The 26,762-nt window shown below is 64.0% G+C and carries 21 protein-coding genes and 1 rRNA gene; 5 read left to right on the plus strand and 17 right to left on the minus strand.

Going from position 1 to position 26,762, the window contains the following annotated elements; genetic code table 11:
- Positions 1-74 precede the first annotated feature (74 nt).
- On the minus strand, positions 75-689 hold the full coding sequence (locus OUZ30_RS20115) for a histidine biosynthesis protein HisIE (protein ID WP_266184253.1): 615 nt from the start codon (positions 687-689) through the stop codon (positions 75-77).
- A 138-nt stretch (positions 690-827) separates the two neighbouring features.
- Positions 828-2,975 carry an adenosylcobalamin-dependent ribonucleoside-diphosphate reductase gene (locus OUZ30_RS20120; protein WP_266184254.1) on the minus strand — a complete coding sequence of 716 codons (2,148 nt, stop codon included), beginning with the start codon at positions 2,973-2,975 and terminating at the stop codon, positions 828-830.
- 347 nt (positions 2,976-3,322) lie between these two features.
- Between OUZ30_RS20120 and OUZ30_RS20125 the strand changes: the two genes are divergently transcribed.
- From OUZ30_RS20125 to OUZ30_RS20140, 4 genes are all read left to right on the plus strand, one after another.
- A complete protein-coding gene (locus tag OUZ30_RS20125; RefSeq protein WP_266184255.1) occupies positions 3,323-4,714 on the plus strand; it encodes a Do family serine endopeptidase in 1,392 nt (463 codons plus the stop codon).
- A gap of 470 nt (positions 4,715-5,184) precedes the next feature.
- On the plus strand, positions 5,185-6,168 hold the full coding sequence (locus OUZ30_RS20130) for a substrate-binding domain-containing protein (RefSeq protein ID WP_266184256.1): 984 nt from the start codon (positions 5,185-5,187) through the stop codon (positions 6,166-6,168).
- Positions 6,165-6,881 carry an HAD family hydrolase gene (locus tag OUZ30_RS20135; protein ID WP_266184257.1) on the plus strand — a complete coding sequence of 239 codons (717 nt, stop codon included), beginning with the start codon at positions 6,165-6,167 and terminating at the stop codon, positions 6,879-6,881. Before OUZ30_RS20130 ends, OUZ30_RS20135 begins: the two co-directional genes overlap by 4 nt.
- Before the next feature lie 302 nt (positions 6,882-7,183).
- Entirely contained in the window at positions 7,184-8,560 is a 1,377-nt protein-coding gene (locus OUZ30_RS20140; RefSeq protein ID WP_266184258.1) for a leucyl aminopeptidase family protein, read from the plus strand.
- Between the two features lie 742 nt (positions 8,561-9,302).
- Here OUZ30_RS20140 and OUZ30_RS20145 read toward each other — a convergent pair.
- From OUZ30_RS20145 to OUZ30_RS20200, 12 genes are all read right to left on the minus strand, one after another.
- Positions 9,303-11,558, minus strand: a complete 2,256-nt coding sequence (locus OUZ30_RS20145) for a carboxy terminal-processing peptidase (protein ID WP_266184259.1) — start codon at positions 11,556-11,558, stop codon at positions 9,303-9,305.
- Between the two features lie 9 nt (positions 11,559-11,567).
- Positions 11,568-12,578: a lipoyl synthase gene (gene lipA, locus OUZ30_RS20150; protein ID WP_266184260.1), complete on the minus strand. Its 1,011-nt coding sequence runs from the start codon at positions 12,576-12,578 to the stop codon at positions 11,568-11,570.
- A 10-nt stretch (positions 12,579-12,588) separates the two neighbouring features.
- A complete protein-coding gene (lipB, locus tag OUZ30_RS20155) occupies positions 12,589-13,257 on the minus strand; it encodes a lipoyl(octanoyl) transferase LipB (RefSeq protein ID WP_266184261.1) in 669 nt (222 codons plus the stop codon).
- 170 nt (positions 13,258-13,427) lie between these two features.
- A complete protein-coding gene (locus OUZ30_RS20160) occupies positions 13,428-13,718 on the minus strand; it encodes a YbeD family protein (protein WP_266184262.1) in 291 nt (96 codons plus the stop codon).
- A 14-nt stretch (positions 13,719-13,732) separates the two neighbouring features.
- The gene (locus OUZ30_RS20165) at positions 13,733-14,962 is read right to left on the minus strand and encodes a D-alanyl-D-alanine carboxypeptidase family protein (RefSeq protein WP_266184263.1); all 1,230 of its coding nucleotides are present in this window, start codon (positions 14,960-14,962) and stop codon (positions 13,733-13,735) included.
- Between the two features lie 68 nt (positions 14,963-15,030).
- The gene (locus OUZ30_RS20170) at positions 15,031-15,960 is read right to left on the minus strand and encodes a septal ring lytic transglycosylase RlpA family protein (protein ID WP_266184264.1); all 930 of its coding nucleotides are present in this window, start codon (positions 15,958-15,960) and stop codon (positions 15,031-15,033) included.
- Positions 15,957-16,970 carry a lytic murein transglycosylase B gene (gene mltB / locus OUZ30_RS20175; RefSeq protein WP_266184265.1) on the minus strand — a complete coding sequence of 338 codons (1,014 nt, stop codon included), beginning with the start codon at positions 16,968-16,970 and terminating at the stop codon, positions 15,957-15,959. Before mltB ends, OUZ30_RS20170 begins: the two co-directional genes overlap by 4 nt.
- Positions 16,971-17,059: 89 nt before the next feature.
- On the minus strand, positions 17,060-18,178 hold the full coding sequence (rodA, locus tag OUZ30_RS20180) for a rod shape-determining protein RodA (protein ID WP_266184267.1): 1,119 nt from the start codon (positions 18,176-18,178) through the stop codon (positions 17,060-17,062).
- Positions 18,175-20,181 carry a penicillin-binding protein 2 gene (gene mrdA / locus OUZ30_RS20185; protein WP_266184268.1) on the minus strand — a complete coding sequence of 669 codons (2,007 nt, stop codon included), beginning with the start codon at positions 20,179-20,181 and terminating at the stop codon, positions 18,175-18,177. Before mrdA ends, rodA begins: the two co-directional genes overlap by 4 nt.
- A 5-nt stretch (positions 20,182-20,186) precedes the next feature.
- Positions 20,187-20,672, minus strand: a complete 486-nt coding sequence (mreD, locus tag OUZ30_RS20190) for a rod shape-determining protein MreD (RefSeq protein ID WP_266184269.1) — start codon at positions 20,670-20,672, stop codon at positions 20,187-20,189.
- Positions 20,669-21,670 (minus strand): rod shape-determining protein MreC, encoded by a 1,002-nt coding sequence (gene mreC / locus OUZ30_RS20195; RefSeq protein WP_266184271.1) that lies wholly within the window; start codon positions 21,668-21,670, stop codon positions 20,669-20,671. Before mreC ends, mreD begins: the two co-directional genes overlap by 4 nt.
- A 27-nt stretch (positions 21,671-21,697) precedes the next feature.
- Positions 21,698-22,744 carry a rod shape-determining protein gene (locus OUZ30_RS20200; RefSeq protein WP_266150025.1) on the minus strand — a complete coding sequence of 349 codons (1,047 nt, stop codon included), beginning with the start codon at positions 22,742-22,744 and terminating at the stop codon, positions 21,698-21,700.
- Positions 22,745-23,001: 257 nt separating this feature from the next.
- Between OUZ30_RS20200 and OUZ30_RS20205 the strand changes: the two genes are divergently transcribed.
- Positions 23,002-23,937 carry a carbohydrate kinase family protein gene (locus OUZ30_RS20205; protein WP_266184272.1) on the plus strand — a complete coding sequence of 312 codons (936 nt, stop codon included), beginning with the start codon at positions 23,002-23,004 and terminating at the stop codon, positions 23,935-23,937.
- Between the two features lie 54 nt (positions 23,938-23,991).
- Here OUZ30_RS20205 and glpK read toward each other — a convergent pair whose 3' ends face one another.
- The 3 genes from glpK to rrf all read right to left on the minus strand — a co-directional run bounded on the left by glpK (position 23,992) and on the right by rrf (position 26,718).
- Entirely contained in the window at positions 23,992-25,491 is a 1,500-nt protein-coding gene (glpK, locus tag OUZ30_RS20210; protein WP_266184273.1) for a glycerol kinase GlpK, read from the minus strand.
- 70 nt (positions 25,492-25,561) lie between these two features.
- Entirely contained in the window at positions 25,562-26,122 is a 561-nt protein-coding gene (locus tag OUZ30_RS20215) for a TIGR00645 family protein (RefSeq protein WP_266184275.1), read from the minus strand.
- A 481-nt stretch (positions 26,123-26,603) separates the two neighbouring features.
- A 5S ribosomal RNA gene (gene rrf, locus OUZ30_RS20220) occupies positions 26,604-26,718 on the minus strand.
- Between the last annotated feature and the right edge of the window lie 44 nt (positions 26,719-26,762).

Consider the following 26,762-nt stretch of genomic DNA (forward strand, 5'->3'; position numbering starts at 1 on the left):
GCGACGCCTTGGCGGCGCGCGTCACGAGACGACCCGGCCCGGCGCTTGAGCGCCGGGCCGGACCGGTTTACGACTTACTTACGGCGGGCGGCTTTCTTGGCCGGCTTGCGCACGGCCTTCTTCACGCTCGCCTTCTTGCTGGCAGTGGACCTCTTGACCGCCTTGGCGGCGGTCTTCTTACCGGCGACTTTCCTAGCCACCTTCTTGACTGCGGCTTTCCGTGCCGTCTTTTTGCTGCTGACCTTCTTTGCAGCCTTCTTGGCAACCTTGCGGACCGCCTTCTTGACGGTCTTCTTGGCTACCTTGCGTGCCACCTTCTTGGCGACAGCCTTCTTGGCGGTCTTCTTCACGGCCTTCTTGGCCACCTTCTTGGCGACCTTCTTGCCGGCGACCTTCTTCACGGCTTTCTTGGCGACCTTCTTGGCGGCAGCCTTCTTCACCGCTTTCTTGGCGACCTTCTTGGCAGCGGCCTTCTTGGCCGGAGCCTTCTTGGCAGTTGCCTTCTTTGCAGCCTTCTTGGCGGTCTTCTTCACCGCCTTCTTCGCCGCCTTCTTGGCCGGAGCTGCCTTCTTGGCCGGCGACGACTTCTTCTTGGCGGCGCGGGCCTTCTTGGGTGCTGCCACCGGCGTCACTTCGACCGCGGCAACTTCCACCGGCGCGTCAACGACCACAACGGCTTCGTCTTTCACATCAAACTCAGTATCGATAGACATGCGTGTTATCCCCTCCGACGTGGATTTGGAACTTGTAATGAGCCTTGCCTCTGGGGCACTCGGAATGCTTTCGCCAGCGAGCCGGCACCTGGAAGCCAGGTACCGGCGACTAGTTTAGAACTTTCCGTAATACCCTTCCTTCAAGGCATCGAACAAATTGGCGGCGGTATGCATTTCGCCGTCATATTCCACTTCTTCGTTGCCTTTCAGTTCCACAACGCTACCGTCTTCCAATTCGAAACGATAGAGGGTGCTTTCAAGATCCGATTCTTTGACCAGCACGCCCTGGAACGCGGCGGGGTTGAAACGGAACGTGGTGCATCCCTTCAAGCCTTGTTTATAGGCATAGAAGTAGATGTCCTTGAAGTCTTCGTACGGGTAGTCGGTAGGTACGTTCGCCGTCTTGGAGATGGACGAATCCACCCACAATTGCGCGGCGGCCTGGATGTCGACGTGCTCTTTGGGCGAGATATCGTCGGCCGCCACGAAGTAATCGGGCAGCTTGGTCAGGCCTTCGGTGGCGAACGGCATGGCGTCGGCATTGATCAGAGCGCGGTAGGCGAGCAGCTCGTAGCTGAACACCTCGACCTTTTCCTTGGTCTTGCGGCCTTCGCGGATGACGTTGCGCGAGTAGTGGTGCGCAAAGCTCGGCTCGATGCCGTTGCTGGCGTTATTGGCCAGCGACAGCGAGATGGTGCCGGTGGGCGCGATCGAGCTGTGATGGGTGAAGCGCGCGCCGGTTTCGGCCAGCTGGCTGACAAGGTTGGGCGCGACCGAGGCGATGCGCTGCATGTAGCGGCTGTACTTGGCGTGCAGCAGGCGGCCCGGGATGGTGTCACCGATCTTGTAGCCGTCGGCGACCATTTCCGGACGCTTGCGCAGCATGTCGCCGGTGACGGTGAAGTCACGCAGCAGCACCGGGGCGGCGCCCTTTTCCTTGGCGAGGTCGAGCGCGACCTCCCAACCGGCCACGGCCATCTCGCGGGACACGTCCTCGGTGAAGGAGACGGACTCGGCGGTGCCGTAGCGCATCTTGAGCATGGTCAGCGTGGTGCCCAGGCCCAGGAAACCCATGCCGTGGCGACGCTTGGAGAGGATCTCGTCGCGCTGCTGCGGCAGCGGCAGGCCGTTGATCTCCACCACGTTGTCGAGCATGCGGGTGAACACCTTGACCACTTCGCGGTATTCGTCCCAGTCGAAACGGGCCTTGGGGCCGAACGGGTCGCGCACGAAGGTGGTGAGGTTGATCGAGCCGAGCAGGCACGAGCCGTACGGCGGCAGCGGCTGCTCGCCACACGGGTTGGTGGCGCGGATGTGCTCGCACCACCAGTTGTTGTTCATCTCGTTGACCTTGTCGATCAGGATGAAACCCGGCTCGGCATAGTCATACGTGGACACCATGATCATGTCCCACAGGTGGCGCGCACGGATGTGGCCGTAGATCTTGCAGGCCACCAGGCCATCGTCGCGCCCCACGTAGTTGTCGTGGGTAGGCCACTCGCGCCAGACCACCTTGGCGGCGTCGGTGAGGTCGATCTCGCCCTGTTCCTTGACGTGCACCGGGAACACCAGCGGCCAGTCCTGGTCGTGCTCCACCGCCTGCATGAAGCCGTCGGTGATCAACAGAGACAGGTTGAACTGGCGCAGGCGACCGTCTTCGCGCTTGGCGCGGATGAATTCCTTCACGTCGGGATGGCTGACGTCGAACGTGCCCATCTGCGCGCCACGGCGGCCACCGGCCGACGAGACGGTGAAGCACATCTTGTCGTAGATATCCATGAAGGACAGCGGGCCGCTGGTGTAGGCACCCGCGCCCGAGACGTACGCGCCGCGCGGACGCAGCGTGGAGAACTCGTAACCGATGCCGCAGCCGGCCTTCAGCGTAAGGCCCGCTTCGTGCACCTTCTCCAGGATGTCGTCCATCGAATCGCGGATGGTGCCGGACACGGTGCAGTTGATGGTGGAGGTTGCCGGCTTGTGCGCCAGCGCGCCGGCATTGGACGTGATGCGCCCAGCCGGAATCGCACCGCGACGCAGTGCCCACAGGAAACGCTCGAACCAGTGCTCACGCAGCTCTGGGGTGGCTTCCACATCGGACAGGGCGCGCGCGACGCGCTGATAGGTTTCGTCGACGCTGCCGTCGACCGGTTCGCCTGACTTGGCTTTCAGACGGTACTTCTTGTCCCAGATATCGTAAGACGCCGGTTGCAGCGGAATAGCTGCGGTGTCACGACCTACAACGGTTGCACGCATGGTGCTCATCGGCTTCCTGACCTCCAGGTACGGCCTCTCGGCCCCTTTGGTTTGTTCTTATCTATATCGGCTAAGCCGCTCACGCCAGGCCAGCACCGGAACCGCACAGCCGGTTTAGCTGCCCCACGCTTGCGTTCCCTGCCCGACCTTCGACCACATCCCCCCGAGGATGTCTTGTGACACCAGCGCTTGGGTTATTTCCCCGCTAGATTACACAAGATGTTGTGGTCGCGAACGGAATGGGAAGTTACCCCTGAGATAGGTCGATGTAAAGCATTTTCGTCAGTAACGACCGATGGAACCGCAGTCGCAACGACGAGTCGAAGGACGGCCCCTTACTTAGGAATGAAGCCTCCATGTTTGCCCGTCTCACCCGCCGACCGGTCGTGATTTCAATGACGCTGCTCGCGTCCGCGCTTGCTGTGATCACATTGACACCGGTAGCAAGCCAAGCCTCCCTGCCACCTTCCGTCGATGGCCAACCTCTGCCTTCGCTGGCGCCGATGCTGGAGAAGGTGACGCCTGCGGTGGTGAACATTTCCACCAAGACCCGCGTGCAGGTGCGCGACCCGTACTTCGACGATCCGATGTTCCGCCAGTTCTTTGGCATGCCCAACTCACCCCGCGAGCGGGTGGAGCAGAGCCTGGGTTCGGGCGTGATCGTGGATGCCGCCAAGGGCTATGTGCTGACCAACAACCATGTGGTGGGCGGCGCCGACGACATCACGGTGTCGCTGCAGGACGGGCGCAACTTCAAGGGCAAGCTGGTCGGCGCCGATCCGGATACCGATGTGGCGGTGGTGCAGATCGCGGCGACGAACCTGCAGGCGCTGACGATCGCCGATTCGTCCAAGCTGCGTGTGGGTGACTTCGTGGTGGCCGTGGGCGACCCGTTCGGCCTCAGCCAGACGGTGACCTCGGGCATCGTCTCCGCGCTCGGCCGCAGCGGCCTGGGTGGCAACGGCTACCAGAACTTCATCCAGACCGACGCCTCGATCAACCCCGGCAACTCCGGTGGCGCGCTGGTGAACCTGCGCGGCGAGCTGGTGGGCATCAACACCATGATCTTCTCGCCGTCGGGCGGCAACGTGGGCATCGGCTTTGCCATTCCGAGCAATCTGAGTGGCCAGGTGATGCGCCAGTTGATCGCCACCGGCAAGGTCAATCGCGGCAATCTCGGCGTGGAGACACAGGACATTACGCCGCGCATCGCCCAGATCCTTGGCCTCAAGGCCACCGATGGCGCCGTAGTGACGCGCGTGGCCTCGGGCTCGGCGGCCGAGCAGGCCGATATCCAGGCCGGCGATGTGCTTACCGCGATCGACGGCAAGCCGCTGCACAACGCCCAGGAGCTGCGCAATGCCGAAGGCCTGCTGCCGGTGGGCAGCGCGGTGAAGCTGAGCATCCAGCGCAATGGCAGCACGCACGACGTCACCGCCAGGCTGGTGGCCGAAAAGCTCGCCACGCTCGATGGCGGCAAGCTCGACCCGCGCCTGGCGGGCGTGACCTTCAACGAGCTCTCGCAGAACCAGCGCGGCCAGGGCGTGGCCGGCGTGGGCGTGAGTGCCATCAGCGCGGGCAGCCGCGCTGCACAAGCGGGCCTGCAGACCAACGACATCGTGGTCGGCGTGGGCAATCTGCGCGTGCCGAACCTGCGCACGCTGGAGCAACTTGCCGGCGTAAATCCGCGCCAGCTGGTGCTGGTGGTGTCGGGTGAGGAGGGGGTCCGGTATGTGGATGTTCGTTGAGTGAGTGAATGAGTGATGGGGGTGAGCAGCGCCCCTATTTCTGCGTTCGTCATTCCCTATGGACGTAGGCCCGGGTTCTCGTCGCCCCACACTATTCGTCACGGCGCATTTTCGTCATCCCCGCGTAAGCGGGATGACGGTGAGGTGGGATGACGGTCGAGTAAGGTGACGGACTCGCGGGGAACACGGAAAAATAGCGCACTCAGACGCGCACAGACCACGAATGAGTTAAAGCCTGCCGTCGCACCCCATGTGCGACCGTATGCACGTCTCTGAGACAACAACGTGCGATGAACAACTTTGCAGTGCGTGCGCAACATCGCGTTTTTCAGCGGTGCAAACGCATGAATTAGCTTGATGTTTGGACCTGAGCTGGATGAAATAGCCGGGTTACACGCTTTTTCTTGCACGCGTTCTGGTCAAGGCCGCACGCGAACACCACTATCAAAACCTCGGGGTTCCCCATCGCCATGTCCTCTCGCATTTCTCGCCTGCTCATCGTTGCGCTATTCAGTGCATGCGCCGCCACCGGCGCGCTTGCTGCTGCCACCGGCAAGACCAAGGCCAAGTCGCCCGCCAAGCCCGCCGCATCGACGGTACCCGCACTGGTGTGGCGTGGTGACTATGCCACCGCACGCGGCGTGGTTGAGGACGTGGGCAAGGCCTGGGAAAAGAGCGGCAAGGGCCGCATCGAAATGCAGCCGTTCAACACAGCATCGGGCCTGGATGCCGTCGCACACGGTACCGCCGACATCGCGGGCAGCGCGCGCGGCAGCGCCGGCGGCACGGAAAGCGATCTGGTGTTCCTGCCGGTTGCGTACGACGCGCTGGTGATGATCACCCATCCGTCGAACCAGGTGAGCAACCTCACCATTGCACAGCTGCATCAGATCTACTTCGGCAAGATCACCAACTGGAAGGAAGTCGGCGGCAAGGACGCGCCGATCAACCTGTATGCCGTGGCCAGCCCGGGTGACGGTGTCGAGTACAGCCTGCGCCGCCTGATCTTCGGTCGCGGCAACCAGCCGGTCGCCGCGCCGCGCCTGTACGTGAATACGGCGAAGCTGGAAGAAGCCGTCACGCTCGACCCCAATGCGCTGGGTGTCACCACCCTGTCCGGCGTGGCTAGCAACAGCAAGGTGAAGATGGTCAGCGTCGACGGCACGCGTCCGAGCGTGTCCACCGTGACCAGCGGCAGCTACCTGCTGTACACCCCGCTCTACCTGGTCACCAACAAGAACAACCCAAAGGCCGCGCAGATCGAAGCCTTCATGGAGTTCATCAAGACCGACGCGGTGAAGGCGCTCGCCCGCCAGCACCAGCTGGTGCCGTACACCGATGCACCGGCCCTGGCCGAGCAGGACAACGCACGTCGCGCCAAGATCCTGGCCGAGAACGGCATCAAGATGCCGGTCGAAGAGCCGACCCCTGCTTCGGGTGTCTTGCACCAGTGATCACCGAGGTCGAGCGCTACGTCCGCATTCGCGCCGTCACGCTCGACCTGGACGACACCTTGTGGCCGGTGCTGCCGGCCCTGGAGCGCGCAGACCGCGATCTCGACGCGTATCTGCGCCAGCACTATCCTGACGTCGCACGCGCGTGGCCGATCCCGGCCATGCGCGTGCTTCGTGCCGAGGTCGCGGCGGAACGCACCGATCTCGCCCACGATTTCACCGCACAGCGCTACATCACCATGCAGCGCGCGTTCTCGGCCTGCGGTATCGAGCAGGCACCGCTCGATACGTTGTGGGACATCTATTTCTCGGCGCGCAACAACGTCGATCTGTATCCCGACAGCCTCCCTGCCCTGCAACGCATTGCCGAACGCTGGCCGGTGGCCAGCCTGACCAACGGCAACGCCGATCTCGAGCGCATCGGCATCCGCGCACACTTCGCCCATCACGTCAGCGCACGCGACACCGGCGCCGCGAAACCCGACGCGCGCATCTTCATGGCCGCCGCCGAACGCCTGGGCGTGACGCCCGCCGAGATCCTGCACGTGGGTGATGACCCGGAACTGGACGTGGTCGGCGCCCGCGACGCCGGCCTGCGCACGGCATGGATCAACCGCGCGGGACATCCCTGGCCCGGCGCACTGGGTCGGGCACCCGACCTGGACCTGCGTGACATGGGCGCGCTGGCGGACTGGCTTGAGGCGCGGGGCTGAGCGAGTTCGCGGGGCCCGCAATCACCTAGGCAAGTTCCAATGGTAGAGAGTCGTCATCCCCGCGAAAGCGGGACAAGCGCGCAGCGCGCAGAACGCCCGTAGGGCGGCCCCGAAGGGGCGAGCGTAGCGAGTCATCCAGTGACTTTCGCCTTGTCGCCGCGCCTCCAAAGGCGCTGGATCCCAGCTTTCGCTGGGATGACGAGCCATGGGCGAGCGGGTGACCCAACCCCCAAAAGCGCGCATCATTAGCGCTTCGTACGCCGCCACTGCGGCCGGCTGCCCTACGCCGCGCAAGGAACTTCATGTCTGCTCTTATCGAACGCAAAACCGGCGACCGCCAAAGCATCGCCATCGAGACCACCGACGTTGCCCGTTTTGCCGCCAGTAAGCGCCGCCTCACCGCCGCGCAACGCCGCTGGCTCACCGATTGCGGCTTCGATGCCACAGCGGGCACGTTTGCCCTGATCGCCGATGAAGGCGGCAAGCTGGTACGCGTGCTGGTCGGCGTGGACACCAGCGAAGCGCTGAGTTCGCTGGGCGGCTTGCCGCGCATCCTGCCCGAGGCCACCTATCACCTGGCCGAGGAAGGCGTACTGAAAGACACCCAGCAGATCGCGCTGGGCTGGGCGCTGGGCGCCTACGAGTTCACCCGCTATCGCAAGGCCCGCCGCGCGCCCGCGCGGCTCGCCATCGCCGCCGCCGACCTGGACGTGCTGGCACCGCTGGTGGAAGCCACGGTGCACGTGCGCGACCTGGTCAATACACCGACCGAGGACATGGGCCCGAAGCACCTGGCCGACGCGGTCAAGCGGCTGGGCAAGGCGCACAAGGCCAAGGTGCGCGAATGGGTCGGCGACGAGCTGCTCGACGCCAACTTCCCCACCATCCATGCCGTGGGCCGCGCCAGCCATCGCGCGCCGCGCCTGATCGAACTGAGCTGGGGCAAGGCCAGCGATCCCAAGCTTGCGGTGATCGGCAAAGGCGTGTGCTTCGACACCGGCGGCCTCGATCTGAAGCCGGCCGATGGCATGCGCTGGATGAAGAAGGACATGGGCGGCGCGGCGCACGCGATCGCCCTGGCTGGCCTGATCATGCAGGCCAAGCTGCCGGTGCGTCTGACCCTGCTGATTCCTGCCGTGGAAAACGCCGTGTCCGGCGCGGCGATGCGTCCGGGTGAAGTGATCACCACGCGTGCCGGCATCACCGTCGAAGTGGACAACACGGACGCCGAAGGCCGCCTGGTCCTTTGCGATGCGCTCACCTACGCGAGCGAACAGAATCCCGATCTGATTATCGACTTCGCCACGCTCACCGGCGCTGCACGCATTGCGCTTGGCCCCGACCTGCCCGCCTTGTTCGGCAACCAGGACGATCTCGCCGAGCGCGTGCTCGCCGCCGGCCGTTCGGTGAACGACCCGTTGTGGCGACTGCCGCTGTGGCGCCCGTACCGCAAGATGCTCGAATCGTATCTGGCCGACATGGCCAACTCAGGCGCGTCCCGCCATGCCGGTGCGATCACCGCGGCGCTGTACCTCGAGCGCTTCGTGCCCGAGACCACGCCGTGGCTGCATCTGGATACGTACGCATGGAACGATGCTGATCGCCCGGGTCGGCCGCGTGGTGGCGAGGCGTTGGGGTTGCGCGCGTTCTTCGCGTTTCTGCAGCAGCGCTACGGCTGAGCGTTCTAGCTCCTTCTCCCCGCCGGGGAGAAGGCTGGGATGAGGGGTGGGTGCTCGCCATAGCGCGACAACTGGGGGTTATCGCCAGCTTGCCGCTTACGCAGCGGGCGTTCCGAACCGCTGCCGCGGTCCGGGTCACTTTTCTTTTGCTGGCCCAAAAGAAAAGTAACCCAAAGAAAATGGCCTAAAGAGCTCATAGCATGGCGTGGGATACGAGCCTGACGGGCGTGGCCAGCCGAATGAGTGGCGGCCCATGGCCTACACACAGCGGCTACACCGCAACGCGCCATAGCGCAGAGGGCTTAAAGCGTGGGTCGTGTGGCGGCCATCTGGCACTTGGATGCGACAAACATCACGACCTTCGGCCGAGCCTGCTTTAAGTCCTCTGCGCTATGGCGCGTTGCGGTGTAGCCGCTGTGTCTCGCCTTGGGCAGCAAACTATCTGATTGCGCAAACCTTCCAACGCTTCTATCTCACGCAATGCTGCCAGCTCTTAAGGCCGTTTTCTTTGGGTTACTTTTCTTTTGGGCCAGCAAAAGAAAAGTGACTCGAGCGCCGGCAGGCGATCGAAACGCCCGCTGCGTAAGCGGCACGCTGGCGATGGTGCTCATAGATACGCTATCGCGAGCACCCGCCCCTCATCCCAACCTTCTCCCCGGAGGGGAGAAGGAGCCGCGGCGCGCTACGCATGAAAAAGGGCGGTGCTTGCGCACCGCCCTCTTGGGTTTTCCTGACGAACCGATCAGTGCGTGGTCGAGGCCGGCGTGACCGGAGCCGGTGTTTGCGACACCGCCGCCGTCGAGCTGGTATCGAACTTGCCGCCGTACGGCAGCACCTGCGCCGCCAGCTTGGAGTCCGACTTGATCAGGCCCACCGCGTCGAACAGGATGTGCGCGGTTTCATCCAACTGCGGATCGGCCGCCTTTTTGGCATCCGTCTCCTGCTTCAGCTCGCTCTTCAGGCTGCGCTCGTTGGCGTTGAGGCCATCGTCGAGCGATGCCTCGTCCTCAGCGGCCGTATTGCCATCGATCGCCTTGTGGCGCGCGCGGTAGTCGGCCTGGAGGGCGTCGAGATCCTTGCGCTCCTGCTCACGCTGGGCAAAGTTGAGCGAGATCGTGGTGCGGTCGCGCATCTTGCGGTACTGCGCCAGCTCGTCAAGCATCAGCTTCCAAGCGGGTGCCTGGGCCACGCGGGCGTCATGCTTGGTCTGCAGCGGGCTCAGGTAGGCCTTGAGGTCCGCCACCGGCTTGTAATCCGCCGGCGCGATCTGCGTCCACTGCAGGGCGTTGTCGTAGGTCGACTCGCCGAAATCCTTCTCGTCGCCGTTCTTCGGGAACTGGATATCCGGCGTCACGCCCTTGAGTTGGGTGGAACCACCGTTGATGCGGAAGAACTCCGCAATCGTCATCTTGAGTTCGCCGAACTGCGGCTTTTCCTGGCCCGTGCGCGTGAAGCGGTCGAGGTCGACCAGGTTCTGCACGGTGCCCTTGCCGAAGGTGGGCTGGCCGATGATCAGGCCGCGGCCGTAGTCCTGGATGGCGGCAGCGAAGATCTCCGACGCCGAGGCCGAACCACGATTGACCAGCACCGCCAGCGGGCCGCTCCAGGACATGCCCGGATCGTCGTCACCCTGCACTTCGACCTGGCCGCGCGCATCGCGCACCTGCACCACCGGACCCTTGTCGATGAACAAGCCGGTGAGTTCGTTGGCCTCGGCCAGCGAACCACCACCGTTGTTGCGCAGGTCGACCACCACGCCTTCGACGCCGGCAGCCTTCAGCTCGCCGAGCAGCTTGGCCACGTCGCGCGTCGCGCTCTTGAAGTTCTTGTCGCCTTCACGGCGTGCACCGAAATCGGAGTAGAAGGTCGGCAGGTCGATCACGCCGATCTTGCGGCTGACGTTGCCGTCCTTGACCTCGATGATCTTCTTCTTGGCGGCCTGCTCTTCGATGCTCACCTTCTGGCGCACCAGGGTGATCAGCTCGTGCTTGCCGTCCACGCCGGAGTCAGACGGCAGGATCTCCAGCCGCACGGTGGTGTCCTTCTTGCCGCGGATGTGCTTGACCACATCGTCCAGGCGCCAGCCAATCACGTCGACCATCGGGCCACTGGTGCCTTCGCCGATCGCCACGATGCGGTCGCCCACGTGCACCTTGCCGGACTTGGACGCCGGACCGGCGGGCACGACTTCACGGATCGCCGTGTACTCGTCGCGCGCCTGCAGCACCGCGCCGATGCCTTCCAGCGACAGCTTCATGGAGATATCGAAATTCTCCGCCGCACGGGGGCCGAGGTAATCGGTGTGCGGATCGGTGGATTCGGCGTAGGCGTTCATGAAGGACTGGAACGCATCTTCACCGTCGAGCTGCTTCACGCGATCGATGTAGCCGGCATAGCGCTTGTCCAGCGTCTTGCGGATGTCATCGTCGGTCTTGCCGGCGAGCTTCAAACGCAGCCAGTCGTTCATGGTGCGCTGACGCCACAGCGTATCCAGCTCGGCCTGGTCCTTCGGCCAGTCAGCCTTCTTGCGGTCGTAGTTGTAGCTTTCGTTCGCGGTGAAATCGAAACCCTGCTTGAGCAGGCCGCGCGCGTAGGTCATGCGCTCGATCGCGCGCTGCACGTACAGGTTGAAGATCGAGAACGGACCGGACAGGTCCTGGTTCCAGATCGATCCATCCAGCTGCGTCTTCAGCGGCGCGAACTTGGCCATGTCCGCCTGGGTGAAGAACACCTTCTCGCCGTCCAGGCTATCCAGGTAGGCCTTGAAGATCTTCTGCGACATCGCCGCGTCGAGCGGCTGCGCGTCGTAGTGGAAGCGCGTAAGGAAGCGCGCCGACAACTGCGCGGCCTGCGCCTCGGTGAGCGTCGGCTTCAGCGGCAAGGTGGAGAACTTGCGCGGCGCGCTGTCGTTGGTCAGATCAGCAGCGGACTGCGCATGGACGCCGACGCCGGTGACGGCAAGGGCGAGCAACAGGGCGAGCGATGGGCGCAGTTTCATAAAGTCTCTTTAGGCGTGCTCAGTGACGCCCGCGGCGTGAGCCTGCAGGTCAGCGTGATAGGACGAACGCACCAGCGGGCCGGAAGCGACATGATGGAAACCCATCGCCTCACCGGCTTCGCGCAGTGCCTCGAACTCTTCCGGCGTCCAGTAACGGATCACCGGGTGATGATGCGGCGTGGGCTGCAGATACTGCCCAATCGTGATCATCTCGACGTCATGCGCACGCAGATCGCGCATGGTTTCCAACACCTGATCCATGGTCTCGCCCAGGCCCAGCATGATGCCGGACTTGGTCGGTACATCCGCATGCTGCGCCTTGAAGCGCTTGAGCAGGTCCAGCGACCACTGGTAATCGGCGCCCGGACGCACTTCGCGATAAAGGTGCGGCACGGTTTCGAGGTTGTGGTTGAACACGTCCGGCGGGAAGTCCTTGAGCACTTCCAGCGCGCGCTCCATACGACCCTTGCCGCGGAAGTCGGGCGTGAGGATTTCGATGCGGATGGTCGGGCTGGCGTGGCGCACCGCGCGGATGCACGCGGCGAAATGCTCGGCGCCGCCGTCGCGCAGGTCGTCGCGATCCACCGAAGTGATCACCACGTACTTCAGGCGCATATCGCGGATGGTTTCGGCCAGGCGCGCCGGCTCCAGCGGATCGGGCGCGGCCGGACGGCCATGCGCCACATCGCAGAACGAGCAACGACGCGTGCAGACCTCACCGAGGATCATGAACGTGGCCGTGCCCTTGCTGAAGCACTCGTGGATGTTCGGGCAGCTGGCCTCTTCGCACACCGTGACCAGCGCGTTCTCGCGCAGGCGCGCCTTCAGCTGCTGCACGGCATTGCCCTGCGGCAGGCGCACGCGGATCCAGCTCGGCTTGCGCAGCGTGGGTACAGCCGTGTCGAAGCCTGCGCGGTTAAGCGCAATCTTGTCGTTACCCAGCTGCTTATCGGCGGCAGACGTGCCAGCGACGACGCTGATCGGAATAACCTTGGGGGAGGAAGAGGACATTTCGCTCATGTAGGCAAGCTCAGACCGCTGCACGAGCGGGGAGTTCAGGGAGAACGGGAGCAGCTTGTTCAGCGTCGAATCCGAACTGGCGGCAGAACTCTTCCACCAGCGCGTCTTCGACGTCGGCCAGGCGCGACGGACCACCCAAGTCTAGCACCTGGGTAACGGCCAAACCCTTGTAACCGCAAGGGTTGATGCGGTGGTAGGGCTCCAGGTCCATGGATACATTGAAGGCCAGGCCGTGGAAGCTGCAGCCGCGCCGCACGCGCAGGCCCAGAGCGGCGACCTTGGCGCCGGCCACGTAGACACCGGGCGCGCCTTCCAGCCGTTCAGCGCCGATATTCCAATGCGCCAGCGTATCGATGATGGACTGCTCGAGCTTGTTGACCAGCTCGCGCACGCTGACGCCGGCGCGGCGCAGGTCAATCAGTGGATAACCCACGATCTGGCCCGGCCCGTGATAGGTCACCTGGCCGCCACGATCCACCTGCACGACCGGGATATCGCCCGGCGCCAGCACGTGTTCGGCCTTGCCGGCCTGGCCCTGGGTGAACACCGGGTCATGTTCGAGCAGCCACAGCTCGTCGGGCGTGTCGGGCCCCCGGTTATTGGTGAAGTGGCTCATCGCCTCCCACGTCGCCGCGTAGGGCTGACGACCGAGACGACGAACTTTGAGCGGCAGGGACATGGGGGACCTGGTGCGGCGAAAGACCTTGGGGAAGGTGCGGCCGGTTGACGAGAAGCCAAGAGGGGGACGCGGCGCGGGGGCGCGAAGACTGGCTGTGCGCTATCCCAAGGGCTGCGGGTGGCCGAGACGTCTTCGTTTGACGCCCCCACTACCCGCCCCCATGCCTGCTCTTACAGCGTGTAACGGATATCCGGATCGGCCCGCAGCGCGGCATGCGCCGCGTCGTACTGCTCGCGCGTGTCGCAGCGGAAGCTCACCGTGACCGACAGGAAGTTGCCCTCCCGCGATGGGCGCTGCTTCACCGTCTCATGCAGCACGTGCAAGCCGATGCCTTCCAGGATCTGCGGCACGCGGGCCTGCAGCTCCGCGCTGGCATTGCCCATGGCCGTGATTTCGAACTCGCCCGGAAACTGGAAACCCTGGCCATCCTGGCGGGCCTCGATCGATTCGATATCGCGCATCACCGTAGCCTCCGTTACTTGGTCTCAGGCTTTTTGTCGCTGTGGAACCACAACATCATGCTGTCCCACAGGCGGGCGAAGAAACCGCCCTGCGGGGCATCGGCCAGGGCGATCAGCGGCACGTTCTGCACCGCCTGGCCGTCCAGCGTCAGACGCAACGTACCCACCTGCTGGCCCTTGGTGAACGGGGCGATCAGCGTGGCCGGAATATCCATGGTGGCCTTGAGCTTGTCGTAGTCGCCGCGCTTGACCGTGATCAGCACGTTGTCGGCCACACCCAGCGGCAATGCGTTGGACTGGCCCTTCCACAGACGCGGCGTGGCCAGCGGCTTGCTGGCGTCGTACAGCTTGTGGGTTTCGTAGAAGCGGAAGCCGTAGTTCATCAGCGCGAGGGCGGAGTCGGCGCGAGCCTTCTCGTTGCTGGCGCCCATCACGATCGCGATCATGCGCGAATCGCCCTGCTTGGCCGAAGCGGCCAGGCAGTAGCCGGCAGCGGCGGTATGACCGGTCTTGATGCCGTCGACGGTCTGGTCACGCCACAGCAGCAGGTTGCGGTTGTGCTGCTTGATGCCGTTCCACTCGAAATCCTTGACCGCCGAGATCGCGTAGTCCTCGGGGAAATCGTGGATCAGCGCGCGCGAGAGGATCGCGATGTCGCGAGCGGTGGTGTAGTGGTTGGCGATCGGGTAACCCGACGCATTCTGGAAGTTGGAGTTCACCATGCCCAGCTGCTTGGCATAGGCATTCATCAGGTTGGCGAACGCGGGCTCCGAGCCGGCGGTGTGCTCGGCCAGCGCGATGGCGGCGTCGTTACCCGACTGGATGATCATGCCGTACAGCAGGTCCTTCAGCGGCACCTGGCTGTCGAGCTTGAGGAAGCTGGTGGAGCCGTCGGTGGCCGCGCCACCGCCACGCCAGGCGTTTTCGCTGATGGTGACCGGATCCGCCATGTGGATCTTGCCATTGGCGATTTCCGCCGACACCACGTAGTCGGTCATCACCTTGGTGATCGAGGCCGGCTCCAGGCGCACGTCCGGGTCCTTGGACGCCAGCACCTGGCCGGTGGCGTAATCCATCAGTACCCAGCTCTTGCCGTCCACGTCCGGCGGCGGCGGCACCGGCGCTTCCGGCACCACCGGGCGCGGCACCGGCGCGGGTTTGGGCGGGGTCTGTTGGGCGAAGGCGGTACCGACAACCAGGGCGGCGACGGCAAACGAGGTCAGGGTACGGCGAATCAGGCTCATCGTTCAGTTCAATCCAAGTGCTATATGGCAGCGGCTGAGACGCCGCAAACAATCAAAAATTCAATGCGTCAGTCTACCGCGACCTGCGGCCTGGGCAGACCCATGCCCTCGATGCGTGAGGTCACATCATCGGCCTGGTCCACGCTGGCAATCGGTCCCACCCGCACGCGACGGATGCTGCGACCGTTGATTTGGGCATCCACGACCTGTACCGGCGCAAAATTGGCCACACGCAACTGCTGCGCCACGCGCTCGGCGTTAGTCACATCGGAGAATGCACCCACTTGCAGGTAAATGCCTGGCCCCGGGCTGGCAGGCTTGGGCGCAGGCGGTGGCGGCGGCAGCGCCTGCGCCGTGAGCGGCTGCGCGGGATCGATCGCGCGCACTTCCACCAGGCCGGTGCCCTTGGGCCACACGCCGATCTTCACGGCGGCGGCAAACGACAGGTCGATCAGGCGGTTTTCGTGGAACGGGCCGCGATCGTTGATGCGCACGATCACGCTCTTGCCGTTTTCCAGATTGGTCACGCGCGCGTAGCTTGGCAGCGGCAAGGTCTTGTGCGCGGCGGTGAACTGGTACATGTCGTAGTCCTCAAGGCTAGAGGTCTTGTAGCCGTGGAACTTGTTGCCGTAGAACGACGCAATGCCGCGCTCCACGTAGCCGCCGGGGCCAGGCAGCACCTGATAGGTCTGGCCCAGCACGGTGTACGGCGTCTTGTTTCCGTACAGGGCGCGCGGCTCGACCTTGGGCACCGGCTCGGGCAATTTGCTGACATCGGGCGGCGGGCCATCCGGCACGCTGTCGCTGCCGTCACGATAGCGGCTGCTCTGCGGACGGCTGGTGTCGTCCTGGAAGCCGCCGCTCGACACGCCGCCTCCCGACGACGACGCGCCACGCGCGTGCGATCCACCCGAACTCGCCGGGGGGCGGGTTTTGCTCCCACTGCAGCCGGCCAGCAGAACGATCAGTAGAAGTAGCAGCGCATGCCGCCACCTCATGGGCGGGCATCCGCCATGCGCACGCCCTCGGCGATCTCCTGTGCCAGCTCATGCACGGCCAGCGCGTACAACGGACTGCGGTTGTACTTGGTGATCACATAGAAATTCTGGAAGGTGAACCAGTACTCCATGCCATTGGCGCCTTCCAGCGATTGCAGGCTGGTCGGTGCGCCAGGATTGAGCGACTGCGAGGGTGCGTAACCCCAAGCTTCAAGCTGCTCCAGCGGCCACTGCGGCGAGGAGTCGCCCACTGTGATCGGCCGCGCGGCCGCATCGGCCTGGGCCGGCAAGGCCACCGGGCCACCGGTCTGCCACCCGTGCTTGGCGAAGTAGTTAGCCACGCTGGCAAAGATGTCGGGCAACGAATTCTTCAGGTCGATATGGCCGTCGCCATCGGCATCCACGCCGAAGTCGCGGATGCTGGACGGCATGAACTGGCCCCAGCCCTGCGCACCGGCATACGAGCCGGTCAAGCTGTCGATGGGGCCGCCAAGCTGGCTGTCCGGCAGTTCGAGCAAGGTCTTCAGCTGGTCGCGGAAGAACGTGGCGCGTGGCGGGTAATACAGGCCCAGCGTCACCAGTGCATCGAGCACCTTGTACTTGCCGGTGTTGCGACCATACGAGGTTTCCACACCGATGATCGCCACGATGTATTCGGCCGGCACGCCGTACTTCTTGGCGGTGCGCTCGAGCAGGTCGCGATGTTCACGATAGAACGCCACGCCGTCGTTGATGCGCTTGTCGGTGAGGAAGATCGGCCGGTATTCCTTCCACGGCTTGCCTTCCGCGGGGCGGCTGATCGCATCGAGGATGCTTTGCTGCTTCTGCGCGCGATCCAGCAGCGCGTTCAGCGCCTTGGGACTCTTGCCGGTGTCCTTGGACACTTCGCTTACCAGTTGCGCCTGACCCGGGTGGATCTGCGCGCGAACCGGCATGCATACAGCGACGAGTAACAGGCCCAGCGAGGCAACGAGGCGACGAGTCGGGAGCGACGCGGGAATCGAGGGCATGAAGGACTTCGCTGTCGTGAACGGCTTCGCGCAAAGCCTAGCACGCGAACGGCCTCAAACCAGGCATAAGCAGCGCTTTTTTGCGGCGATCAGTCGTGCATCTTGCGATTGGCGAAGATCGACATCACCACGCCGAAGCCGGTCAGCAACGAGACCGCCGAGGTGCCGCCATAACTCACCAGCGGCATCGGCACGCCCACCACCGGCAGCATGCCGGCGACCATGCCGCCATTGACGAACACATAGACGAAAAAGCTCATGCCGATGGCACCGGCAAGCAGGCGCGAATAGGTGTCGCGCGCTTCCATCGCAATCCACAGGCAGCGGCCGATGATGAAGGCGTACAACAGCATGAGGCCGATCACGCCGACCAGGCCGAACTCTTCGGAGAACACCGCGAAGATGAAGTCGGTGGTGTGTTCGGGCAGGAAGTCCAGGCGCGACTGCGTACTGTGCTGCCAGCCCTTGCCGAACACGCCGCCCGAGCCGACCGCGATCTGCGATTGGATGATGTGCCAGCCATTGCCCAGCGGGTCGGATTCCGGATCCAGCAAGGTGCGCACGCGGTTGCGCTGGTATTCGTGCAGGAAATGCCAGGCCACCGGGACCATGCCACCCACCGCAGCGAGCAGGCTACCGATCTTCCACCACGCCATGCCGGAGAGGAACAACGCGAACGCGCCGGCCGCCGACACCAGCAAGGCCGTGCCCAGGTCAGGCTGTTCCGCGATCAGGCCGGCAGGAATGGCGATCAGGATGCCGACCACGATGATGTCTTTCCAACGCGGTGGCAGCTGGCGGGAATGCAGATACCAGGCCACCATCATCGGCATGGTGAGCTTGAGCAGCTCGGACGGCTGGAACGACATCACGCCCAGATCGAGCCATCGCTTGGAGCCGCTGCGCACCTGGCCCAGCGCCGCCACCACCAGCAGCAAAGCGACGCTGGCCGCATAGAGCCATGGCGTCCAGCTGCGCAGCACGGTTGGCGGGATACGCGAGATCAACACGACGAGCAGGCCACCCATCACAAAGCGCGCGGCCTGACCGGTGACCATGGTCATGCTGCCGCCACTGGCGCTGTACAAGGTCATCAGGCCGACGATGGCAAGCACGAACAAGCCGAAAGCCAGCGGCAGGTCGATGCGCGGACGCGTCATCATGCGGCGCAGGAAGCGCACCAGGCGTGCCTGAAGAGCGTCGATCATCGGTTGCCTCCGTCTTCCGGAGAAGCCGTGCTTGAAGGGTCGGCCGGCACACCGGCGGGCATATCGGCCGGCGTCGCCACCGGCACGTCTTCAGGCTCTTCCGGTGCGCTGGAGGCGGATGCCACGCCGGTTTCCGGCGTCTTGCTCGGCGGCACAGCACCACCCTGCGCCGCGATCCAAGCTTCCATCACCTTGCGCACGATGGGACCGGCATCCGACGCACCCCAGGCGCCCGCTTCCAACATCGCCGCCACAGCGATGCGTGGCGCCTCGGTAGGCGTATAGGCGATGAACCAGGCACGGTGGCGTGCAGCCAGGTGAGCGCTGTTCTTGTTCGTATCCCAATCGTTGGTACGGCGCGAGAAGCGCTCGGCGGTACCGCTCTTGCCGGCAACGACGTAAGGGAAGCCAATGAAAATCGCCTTGCCGGTACCGCCGGTGACCACCGCTTCCATGCCCTGGTTCACCACATTCCAGTGGCTCGGTTTGGTGATCAGCGAGGGACCGGAGGGCGGATTGGCCAGCGGTATCGGGCGCTCCTTCACATTGGCCGTCGCCATGACCAGTCGCGGCGCGTACGGCGTGCCATGACCGGCGAAGGTCGCCGTGGCATGGGCCAACTGCAGCGGCGTGACGTTCCAGTAGCCCTGGCCGATACCCGCGATCACGGTTTCGCCGGGGAACCAACCAAACTTGCTGCGCGTGGCCTTCCATTCCCGCGAAGGCAGGATGCCCTCGGCCTCGCCCAACAGATCAACGCCCGTCTTGTGCCCGAAGCCGAGACTGCCCATCCAGCTACTCAGCCGGTCGATGCCCATGTCCAGCGCGAGTTTGTAAAAGTAGGTATTGGTGGAGAGCTCGATCGCGCGCACCATGTTGACGACGCCATTGCCGCCGCGCTCGTCATCGCGATAACAGCGCTGCTGGCCGGGCATGCAGAATTCGCCGGTCGACAACACGGTGTCTTCCGGTCGGCGTATGCCGTATTCGAGGCCACCAAGGGCAAGGAAAGGCTTGACCGTAGAGCCTGGCGGATAAGCGCTCTTCATTGCGCGATTGAGCAACGGCTTGTCTTCGGCGGTCATGTAGGCGGTGTAGTCGGCGCGACCAATGCCGTTGACGAACAGGTTCGGATCGAAGCTGGGCACGCTGACCATCGCCAGCACCTGGCCATTGCGCGGATCGATAGCCACGGCCGCGCCAGGCCTGTCCGCGAATGCTTCGGTCGCGGCCTTTTGCACACGCACGTCGATGCTGAGATACAGATTCTTGCCGGGAGTCGGCGGATGCGTCTCGAGCACACGCTGGGTGCGTCCGTCGGCATTCACCTCAACGAGTTCATAGCCAGGCGTGCCGTGCAGCATGTCCTCGTAGGAACGTTCCAGGCCGCTGCGCCCCACATGACTGGTGCCCTTGTAGCGATCCGGATCGAGGCGGTTCACGTCGTCCGCATCGATCCGGCCGACATAGCCGACGACATGCGCGAACAGCGGACCGTAGGGGTAACGGCGCGTGAGATAGGGCACGACGTCCACGCCCGGGAATCGCCAGCGATTGATGGCGAAACGCGCAATATCGTCCTCGGTCAGATGCATCTTGAGCGGCACGCTGTCGAAGCGGCGGTTCTGCCTGAGCTGCTTCTTGAAGGTGTCCAGGTCATCGTCACCGAGCGGCACCACCTCGCCGATCTGCGCCAGCATCGCCTTCATGTCGGGGACCTGCTCAGGCACGACTTCCAGGCGGAAGGCCGGCACGTTATCGGCCAGCAGCACGCCATTGCGATCAAAGATCAAGCCACGTGCCGGCGGAATCGCCCTGGGCTTGACCCGGTTGTTCTCCGAGCGCAGGGCAAATTCATCGTGACGATGCACCTGCAAATAGTGATAGCGCACGATCAGTGTGCACAGACCGAGCAGAATCAACGCGAACCCCGCCAGCGCGCGCCGCTGGAACAGCGCGCTCTCGCCGCGGGCATCCTTGATGGAGCGTCGCTTCAAGGCCATGGCCGCTACTGGATGCGCAAGCGCATGCGCAGATCGTCCATGAGCACGAACAGGAACGGCCACAACGCCGCGCCGACAAACGGCGAAATCCACCAGGTCGCCGGCGGCAGCGCCTCACCGGCAAAGGTGCGCACGATCAGCAGCAGGATGCGATCGTTGAGCAGCAAGGCAAGCACGGCCAGCGTCTGCTGCCACATGGGGAAGAAGCGCAGGCGCGAACGGAAGCGCAGCGCGATGAACACCAGCGCACACAGGCGCATGGCCTGCTCGCCGAGCAGCACACCGTCCAACAGGTCAGCACAAAGACCGACGCAGAACGCCAGCCCGAGGTTGACGCGATCCGCCGATTCCAGCGACCAATACAGCAGGAACAGCGCCGGCCAGTACGGCTTGAACGGCTGCAACGGCGCAGGCAGCGGGATCAGCATCGATATCAACGCAAACACCAGCGTGCCGACGAACCAGAGCAAATTGATCCGATGCTTGTTCATGGTTGCACCGGTGCGGCGCTGGCAGCAGGAGCCGGTGACACGCGCGCCTCGGCCGCACGCGGCGGCGGCGCACTGGTCGTCGTAACGGCGGGCGTCGCGGGTGCCAGATCGGCGGGCGGCCCAGCCGGCGCTACCGGTGCGGGTGGGCCCGCGGGTTCGGCCTGGTCATGCAGCAACAGCACGTCTTCACTGCGATCCAGGTCCGCGGTGGGGCGCGCACGCGCCTCCAGGAACATGCCGGACGGCGACTGGTCGACGCTAAGAATTTCGCCCACCGGGAACCCTGGCGGGAAACGCCCGCCCAGGCCTGAGGTCAGCAGCTTGTCGCCGGCATGCACATCAGACGCCATGGAGATATTCGGCAGGCTCAGCAAATCGCCTTCGCGCAGGCCATAGGCAACGGTACGCAGTCCGGTACGCTCGATCACCACGGGTATCGCGTGATCGGGGTCCGTGACCAACATCACCAGCGAGGTCCTCGGCATGACCTCCACCACCTGGCCCATCACGCCGTGCGCATCGATCACCACCTGCCCTGACTTCACGCCGTCACGCGCGCCCAGATTGAGCAGCATGCGGTGGCGGCTCGCGCCAAGGTCGACGTCGATCACGCGTGCCAGCTGCACGTTGAGTTCCAGGCTGTGCTGCGTATCGAGCAGTTCCTTGAGGCGCTGGTTCTGCTGAGCCACCGCCGCCATGCGATTGAGCTTGGCATTGGCCAGCAGCAGATCTTCGCGCAGGCGCTGATTCTGTTCGGTCAACATCTTGCGATCGGCAAAAGCAACGCTGACCGTGCGCATGCCGGCGGCCGGCAGGCCAGCCAGTCGATACACCGGTTCGACCACCACCGAGGTGGCATAACGCAAACGCCAGATCCAGCCATTGCGATGGTCGAGCACCATCAGCACCATGGCCAGCGCTAAATACAGCATGAGCCTGAGCGTCCCGGCGACCGTGCCGGCGAACAGGGGCGAGGATTCCTCGCGCGCAAGCGCCATGGACTACCCCCTACCCGTGTCGATGGCTTATTCGGGAGCGAAGAAGTCGCTGCCGTGCTGGTCGATCAGCTCCAGCGCCTTGCCACCACCACGCGCCACGCAGGTTAGCGGTTCATCGGCCACCTGCACGTGCAGGCCGGTTTCCTCGGAAATCAGGCGATCCAGGTCGCGCAACAAGGCGCCACCACCAGTCAACACGATGCCACGCTCGGCCACGTCCGAGCACAGCTCGGGCGGGGTCTGCTCCAACGCGGACTTCACCGCTGCCACGATGCCCGACAGCGGCTCATGCAGCGCTTCCAGCACTTCGTTGGAGTTGATGGTGAACATGCGCGGCACGCCCTCGGCGAGGTTGCGGCCGGAAATCTGGATTTCCTTGACCTCGCTCTGCGGGAACGCGCAGCCGATCTCCATCTTGATGCGCTCGGCGGTCGATTCACCGATCAGGGTGCCGTGGTTGCGGCGCACGTAGTTGATGATGGCCTCGTCGAAACGGTCGCCGCCGACGCGCACGGACTGCGAGTAGACGATGCCGTTGAGCGAGATCACGGCCACTTCCGAGGTACCGCCACCAATATCCAGCACCATCGAACCGCGCGCCTCGTGCACCGGGATACCGGCGCCGATCGCAGCAGCCATGGGCTCTTCGATCAGGAACACATCACGCGCACCGGCGCCTTCGGCCGATTCCTTGATGGCGCGACGTTCCACCTGGGTGGAGCCGCACGGCACGCACACCAGCACGCGCGGACTCGGACGCAGCATGCGCGACTTGTGCACCTGCTTGATGAAATGCTGCAGCATCGCCTCGGTCATCGAGAAGTTGGCGATCACGCCATCCTTCATCGGACGCACGGTGGCAATGTTGCCTGGCGTACGACCGAGCATCTTTTTGGCGTCGCTGCCGACGGCGGCAACGGCGCGCGGACCACCCGGGCCACGATCCTGACGGATCGCCACCACCGACGGTTCATTCAGGACGATGCCCTGACCACGCACATAAATGAGCGTATTGGCCGTGCCAAGGTCGATGGAAATGTCGTTGGAAAAGAACCCGCGAAACTTCTTGAACATGTGTCCGCCGCGTGTTGGGCTGGTTAAAAAGTAAGCGGGCCAGTCTAGTCAGCAAACCCCCGTTTCGCAAGGACAATCTCGTTAAGAAAGCCTTTGTCTACGCGATGATATGCACGTTTTGAAGCCGCCGGACTCGCGCGGCCTGGTGCGAGAAAGTCGCGGTCCGAGCGCGATCTCGGTATCATCGAGCGCTTTGGGCAAGGTCGGGCGATAAGCGTCCCAGCCTCCACTCCATCTGCCAGGGACATCCTCGCATCATGTCTGCCGTCATCTGCGGATCGCTCGCCTACGACACCATCATGGTGTTCCAGGACCAGTTCAAGAATCACATCCTGCCCGATCAGGTTCACATCCTGAACGTGTCGTTCCTGGTGCCGGCCATGCGCCGCGAGTTCGGCGGCTGCGCCGGCAATATCGCGTACAACCTCAAGCTGCTCGGTGGCGACCCCTTGCCGGTGGCCACCGTGGGCCAGGATTTCGCCCCGTACCGCGCGCACATGCAGAAATACGGCATCCGCCTCGACTATGTGCGTGCGTTCGACGACCAGTTCACGCCGCAGTGCTTCATCACCACCGACCTGGACAACAACCAGATCACCGCCTTCCATCCGGGTGCGATGCTCAGCGCCCATGAGAACCACGTGCGCGACATCCCGGAGATCAGCTTCGGCATCGTGGCGCCGGATGGCCGCGACGCCATGCTGCAGCACGTGAACGAGTTTGCTGCCCGCGGCGTGCCGTTCATCTTCGACCCGGGCCAGGCGATGCCGCTGTTCAATGGCGAGGAATTCCGCGCCATGATCGAAAAGGCGACCTACGTCATCGTCAATGACTACGAGTCGCAGCTGCTGCAGCAGCGCACGGGCTGGAGCGCGCAGGAAATCGCCTCGCGCGTGCAGGCCTATATCGTTACCCAGGGCCCGCGCGGTTCGCTGATCCACGCAGGCGGCATCACGCACGAGATTCCGCCGGCCCGCGAGCGCCAGGTGATCGATCCGACCGGCTGCGGTGATGCTTATCGCGCCGGCCTCATCTTCGGCATCATGGGCGGCAAGGACTGGCCGACCGCCGGCCGCATGGCCTCGCTGATGGGCGCGCTGAAGGTCGAGCACCCGGGCACGCAGAACCAGCACTTCGACTACGCCCAGTTCGCGGCCGAATTCAAGGAACAGTTCGGCTACGCGATCGACTGAGTAGCGTCGAAAGCAATCCACAACGAGGCCTCCATCACGGAGGCCTCGTTCGTTTCAGCCCACGCGAAATCCCATCGTTGCGTTCACCGCGTCCTGCCAGCCGCGATACAGACGATCACGTTCCGCCGCGGGCATGTTTGGCGTAAAGCGCCGATCGACTTGCCAAAGGCTTGCGATCTCCTCGCAATCGCGCCAGAAACCCACGGCAAGGCCCGCGAGATAGGCCGCACCTAGCGCCGTGGTCTCCTGCACGCGCGGACGCAACACCGGCACGCCGAGCATGTCGCTCTGAAACTGCACCATGAAGTCATTGGCCATGGCACCGCCATCCGCGCGCAGCTCCTTCAACGCGATACCCGCATCGGCTTCCATCGCCGTCAACACATCGCGCGACTGATACGCCATGGATTCGAGCGCAGCACGCACAAAGTGCTCCTTGCTGGTACCGCGACTGAGACCGAACACCGCACCACGCACATCGCTGCGCCAATACGGCGCGCCAAGACCCACAAACGCCGGCACCACATAGACGCCCTCACTCGACGCCACCCGCTCGGCATAGGCCTGCGAGTCACTCGCCTTTCCCAGCATGCGCAAACCGTCGCGCAGCCACTGGATCACCGAGCCGGCGACGAAGATGCTGCCCTCGAGCGCGTACTCGGTGCGATCGCCCAGTTGCCAGGCGATGGTAGTGAGCAGGCCGTGTTTCGACGGCACCGCCTGCTCGCCGGTGTTCATCAACATGAAGCAGCCGGTGCCATAAGTATTCTTGGCCATGCCCGGTGTGAAGCATGCTTGCCCAAACAGCGCGGCTTGCTGGTCACCCGCGACACCGGCGATGGGAATGCTGGCCCCGAAGAACTGCGAAGGCGCCGTGCGCGCATAGCATTCGCTGCTTGAACGCACCTCGGGCAGCATGGCGCGCGGAACATCCAGCATGTGCAGCAGGTCGTCGTCCCAGCAGCGTCGATGGATGTCGTACAGCAGGGTGCGAGCGGCATTGCTCGCGTCGGTGACGTGCGCCGCGCCGCCGCTCAGGTTCCAGATCAGCCAGGTATCGATGGTGCCGAACAACAGCTCGCCGCGCCCAGCACGCTCGCGAGCCCCTTGCACATGATCGAGAATCCAACGCAGCTTGGTCCCCGAGAAGTAGGCATCAATCAATAAGCCGGTGCGCTCGCGCACAAGCGGTTCGTAACCCTCGCCCTGCAGCCGCTCACAGATCGCCGCACTCTGCCGCGATTGCCACACGATCGCGTTGTGGATCGGCTGGCCGGTGGTGCGGTCCCACACCACCGTGGTTTCCCGCTGGTTGGTGATGCCGATGGCGGCAATCTCCGCCAGGTCGACCTGGGTGTTGGCGAGCAGTTCGGTCACCGTCACGAGTACGCTGGTGAGGATGTCCCGCGGATTGTGTTCGACCCAGCCCGGCTCAGGGAAAATCTGCGGAAACTCGCGCTGCGCCGAGCCCACGACCGAGCCCGCGCGATCAAACAGAATCGCGCGGGAACTGGTCGTGCCTTGATCTAGGGCGAGGATGTAACGCTGTTCCACTGAGGGACCGCTCCTTCGCTTGCATGCCGATACGGCAAGCGTAGCAACAACCGAATGCGCTTATCGCGCGTCAGTGGCTCCCGGCCTTGGCGTTGGGCTGCATGATGCGGTCGATGTAGGCCAGCGAGAGCGCCGAGGCCACAAACGTCAGGTGCAGCAGGATCTGCCACATGATGGTCTGGTTGCTGAGCGAGCCCGCCTTGATAAAGGTGGCCAGCAGGTGGATCGACGAGATGCCGATGATGGCCATCGCCAGTTTCACCTTGAGCACCGTGGCATTCACGTGCGAAAGCCATTCCGGCTGGTCCGGATGCCCTTCCAGCCGCAGGCGCGATACGAAGGTCTCGTAGCCACCGACGATCACCATCACCAGCAGGTTGGAGATCATCACCACATCGATCAGGCCCAGCACCGTCAGCATGATGGTGGTTTCGGCGTTATCGGCCACGGAGGCGTCGATGCCGCCGTTGAACAACGTAGTCGTGACCAGGTGCCACAGCTCACGCACAAACTGCACGACATAGATCGCCTGCGCGACGATCAGGCCGAGATAAAGCGGCAACTGCAGCCAACGCGAGGAGAAAATCAGATAGGGAAGCGGACCGAGGCGGCTCTGGGTGGGAGTCGTCATGAAATCATCGAAGCTCTGTAGGGGCTGATGATCTTCGCAAATTATTGCGACCACTAACACCTGGAGGGCTGTGGGCGTTCAGCGCAAGGCAAGCACTCGGTGACCTGGGTCCGTCCTTGCGGTCATTCCTTCGTCACCATCGCCCCTCGCTCACCGTCATACGCCCCTCACCGTCATCCCCGCGAAAGCGGGGATCCAGTGACTGTGCACGGGATCGACAACGCAACGGTTGTCGCGTGAGGTCGCTCACGCCAAAGGCGCTGGATGACCAGCCATTCGGCTGTGGAGAGGCGCCTCCCGCGTTCGCGGGGATGACGGTGAAGATTTGTTGGGCCGTTCGGCATCGCCCGACGTTGTCGAAAGCCCAAACGAAAAACCCCCGCAGCGTGAGCTACGAGGGCTGTGTATCGAGCGACGCGTAAAGCGCGAAACGCCCAAAGACAAACGCCTTCCCAAATGGGAAGGCGTTTGAGGATGAAGCCCCTGGCGGTGACCTACTCTTGCATGGGCAATGCCACACTACCATCGGCGCAGCTGCGTTTCACTTCCGAGTTCGGGATGGGATCGGGTGGGACCACAGCGCTATAGCCGCCAGGGAAAAGGTGCGGACAGCGCTTTGAGAGCGCCAGTCCGGCGTAAG

Source organism: Dyella humicola (genome assembly GCF_026283945.1).
Lineage (GTDB): Bacteria > Pseudomonadota > Gammaproteobacteria > Xanthomonadales > Rhodanobacteraceae > Dyella > Dyella humicola.

What these genes read in the sequence shown, in the direction of transcription:
- OUZ30_RS20130 (WP_266184256.1), top strand. Translation starts at nt 5,185, where the DNA reads ATGTCCTCTCGCATTTCTCGCCTGCTCATCGTTGCGCTATTCAGTGCA.
- OUZ30_RS20215 (WP_266184275.1), bottom strand. Translation starts at nt 26,122, where the DNA reads ATGACGACTCCCACCCAGAGCCGCCTCGGTCCGCTTCCCTATCTGATT.
- OUZ30_RS20140 (WP_266184258.1), top strand. Translation starts at nt 7,184, where the DNA reads ATGTCTGCTCTTATCGAACGCAAAACCGGCGACCGCCAAAGCATCGCC.
- mrdA (WP_266184268.1), bottom strand. Translation starts at nt 20,181, where the DNA reads ATGGCCTTGAAGCGACGCTCCATCAAGGATGCCCGCGGCGAGAGCGCG.
- OUZ30_RS20200 (WP_266150025.1), bottom strand. Translation starts at nt 22,744, where the DNA reads ATGTTCAAGAAGTTTCGCGGGTTCTTTTCCAACGACATTTCCATCGAC.
- OUZ30_RS20165 (WP_266184263.1), bottom strand. Translation starts at nt 14,962, where the DNA reads ATGAGCCTGATTCGCCGTACCCTGACCTCGTTTGCCGTCGCCGCCCTG.
- lipA (WP_266184260.1), bottom strand. Translation starts at nt 12,578, where the DNA reads ATGAGCGAAATGTCCTCTTCCTCCCCCAAGGTTATTCCGATCAGCGTC.
- OUZ30_RS20145 (WP_266184259.1), bottom strand. Translation starts at nt 11,558, where the DNA reads ATGAAACTGCGCCCATCGCTCGCCCTGTTGCTCGCCCTTGCCGTCACC.
- mreC (WP_266184271.1), bottom strand. Translation starts at nt 21,670, where the DNA reads ATGGCGCTTGCGCGCGAGGAATCCTCGCCCCTGTTCGCCGGCACGGTC.
- OUZ30_RS20160 (WP_266184262.1), bottom strand. Translation starts at nt 13,718, where the DNA reads ATGCGCGATATCGAATCGATCGAGGCCCGCCAGGATGGCCAGGGTTTC.
- mreD (WP_266184269.1), bottom strand. Translation starts at nt 20,672, where the DNA reads ATGAACAAGCATCGGATCAATTTGCTCTGGTTCGTCGGCACGCTGGTG.
- OUZ30_RS20205 (WP_266184272.1), top strand. Translation starts at nt 23,002, where the DNA reads ATGTCTGCCGTCATCTGCGGATCGCTCGCCTACGACACCATCATGGTG.
- rodA (WP_266184267.1), bottom strand. Translation starts at nt 18,178, where the DNA reads ATGATCGACGCTCTTCAGGCACGCCTGGTGCGCTTCCTGCGCCGCATG.
- OUZ30_RS20120 (WP_266184254.1), bottom strand. Translation starts at nt 2,975, where the DNA reads ATGAGCACCATGCGTGCAACCGTTGTAGGTCGTGACACCGCAGCTATT.
- mltB (WP_266184265.1), bottom strand. Translation starts at nt 16,970, where the DNA reads ATGCCCTCGATTCCCGCGTCGCTCCCGACTCGTCGCCTCGTTGCCTCG.
- OUZ30_RS20170 (WP_266184264.1), bottom strand. Translation starts at nt 15,960, where the DNA reads ATGAGGTGGCGGCATGCGCTGCTACTTCTACTGATCGTTCTGCTGGCC.
- OUZ30_RS20125 (WP_266184255.1), top strand. Translation starts at nt 3,323, where the DNA reads ATGTTTGCCCGTCTCACCCGCCGACCGGTCGTGATTTCAATGACGCTG.
- lipB (WP_266184261.1), bottom strand. Translation starts at nt 13,257, where the DNA reads ATGTCCCTGCCGCTCAAAGTTCGTCGTCTCGGTCGTCAGCCCTACGCG.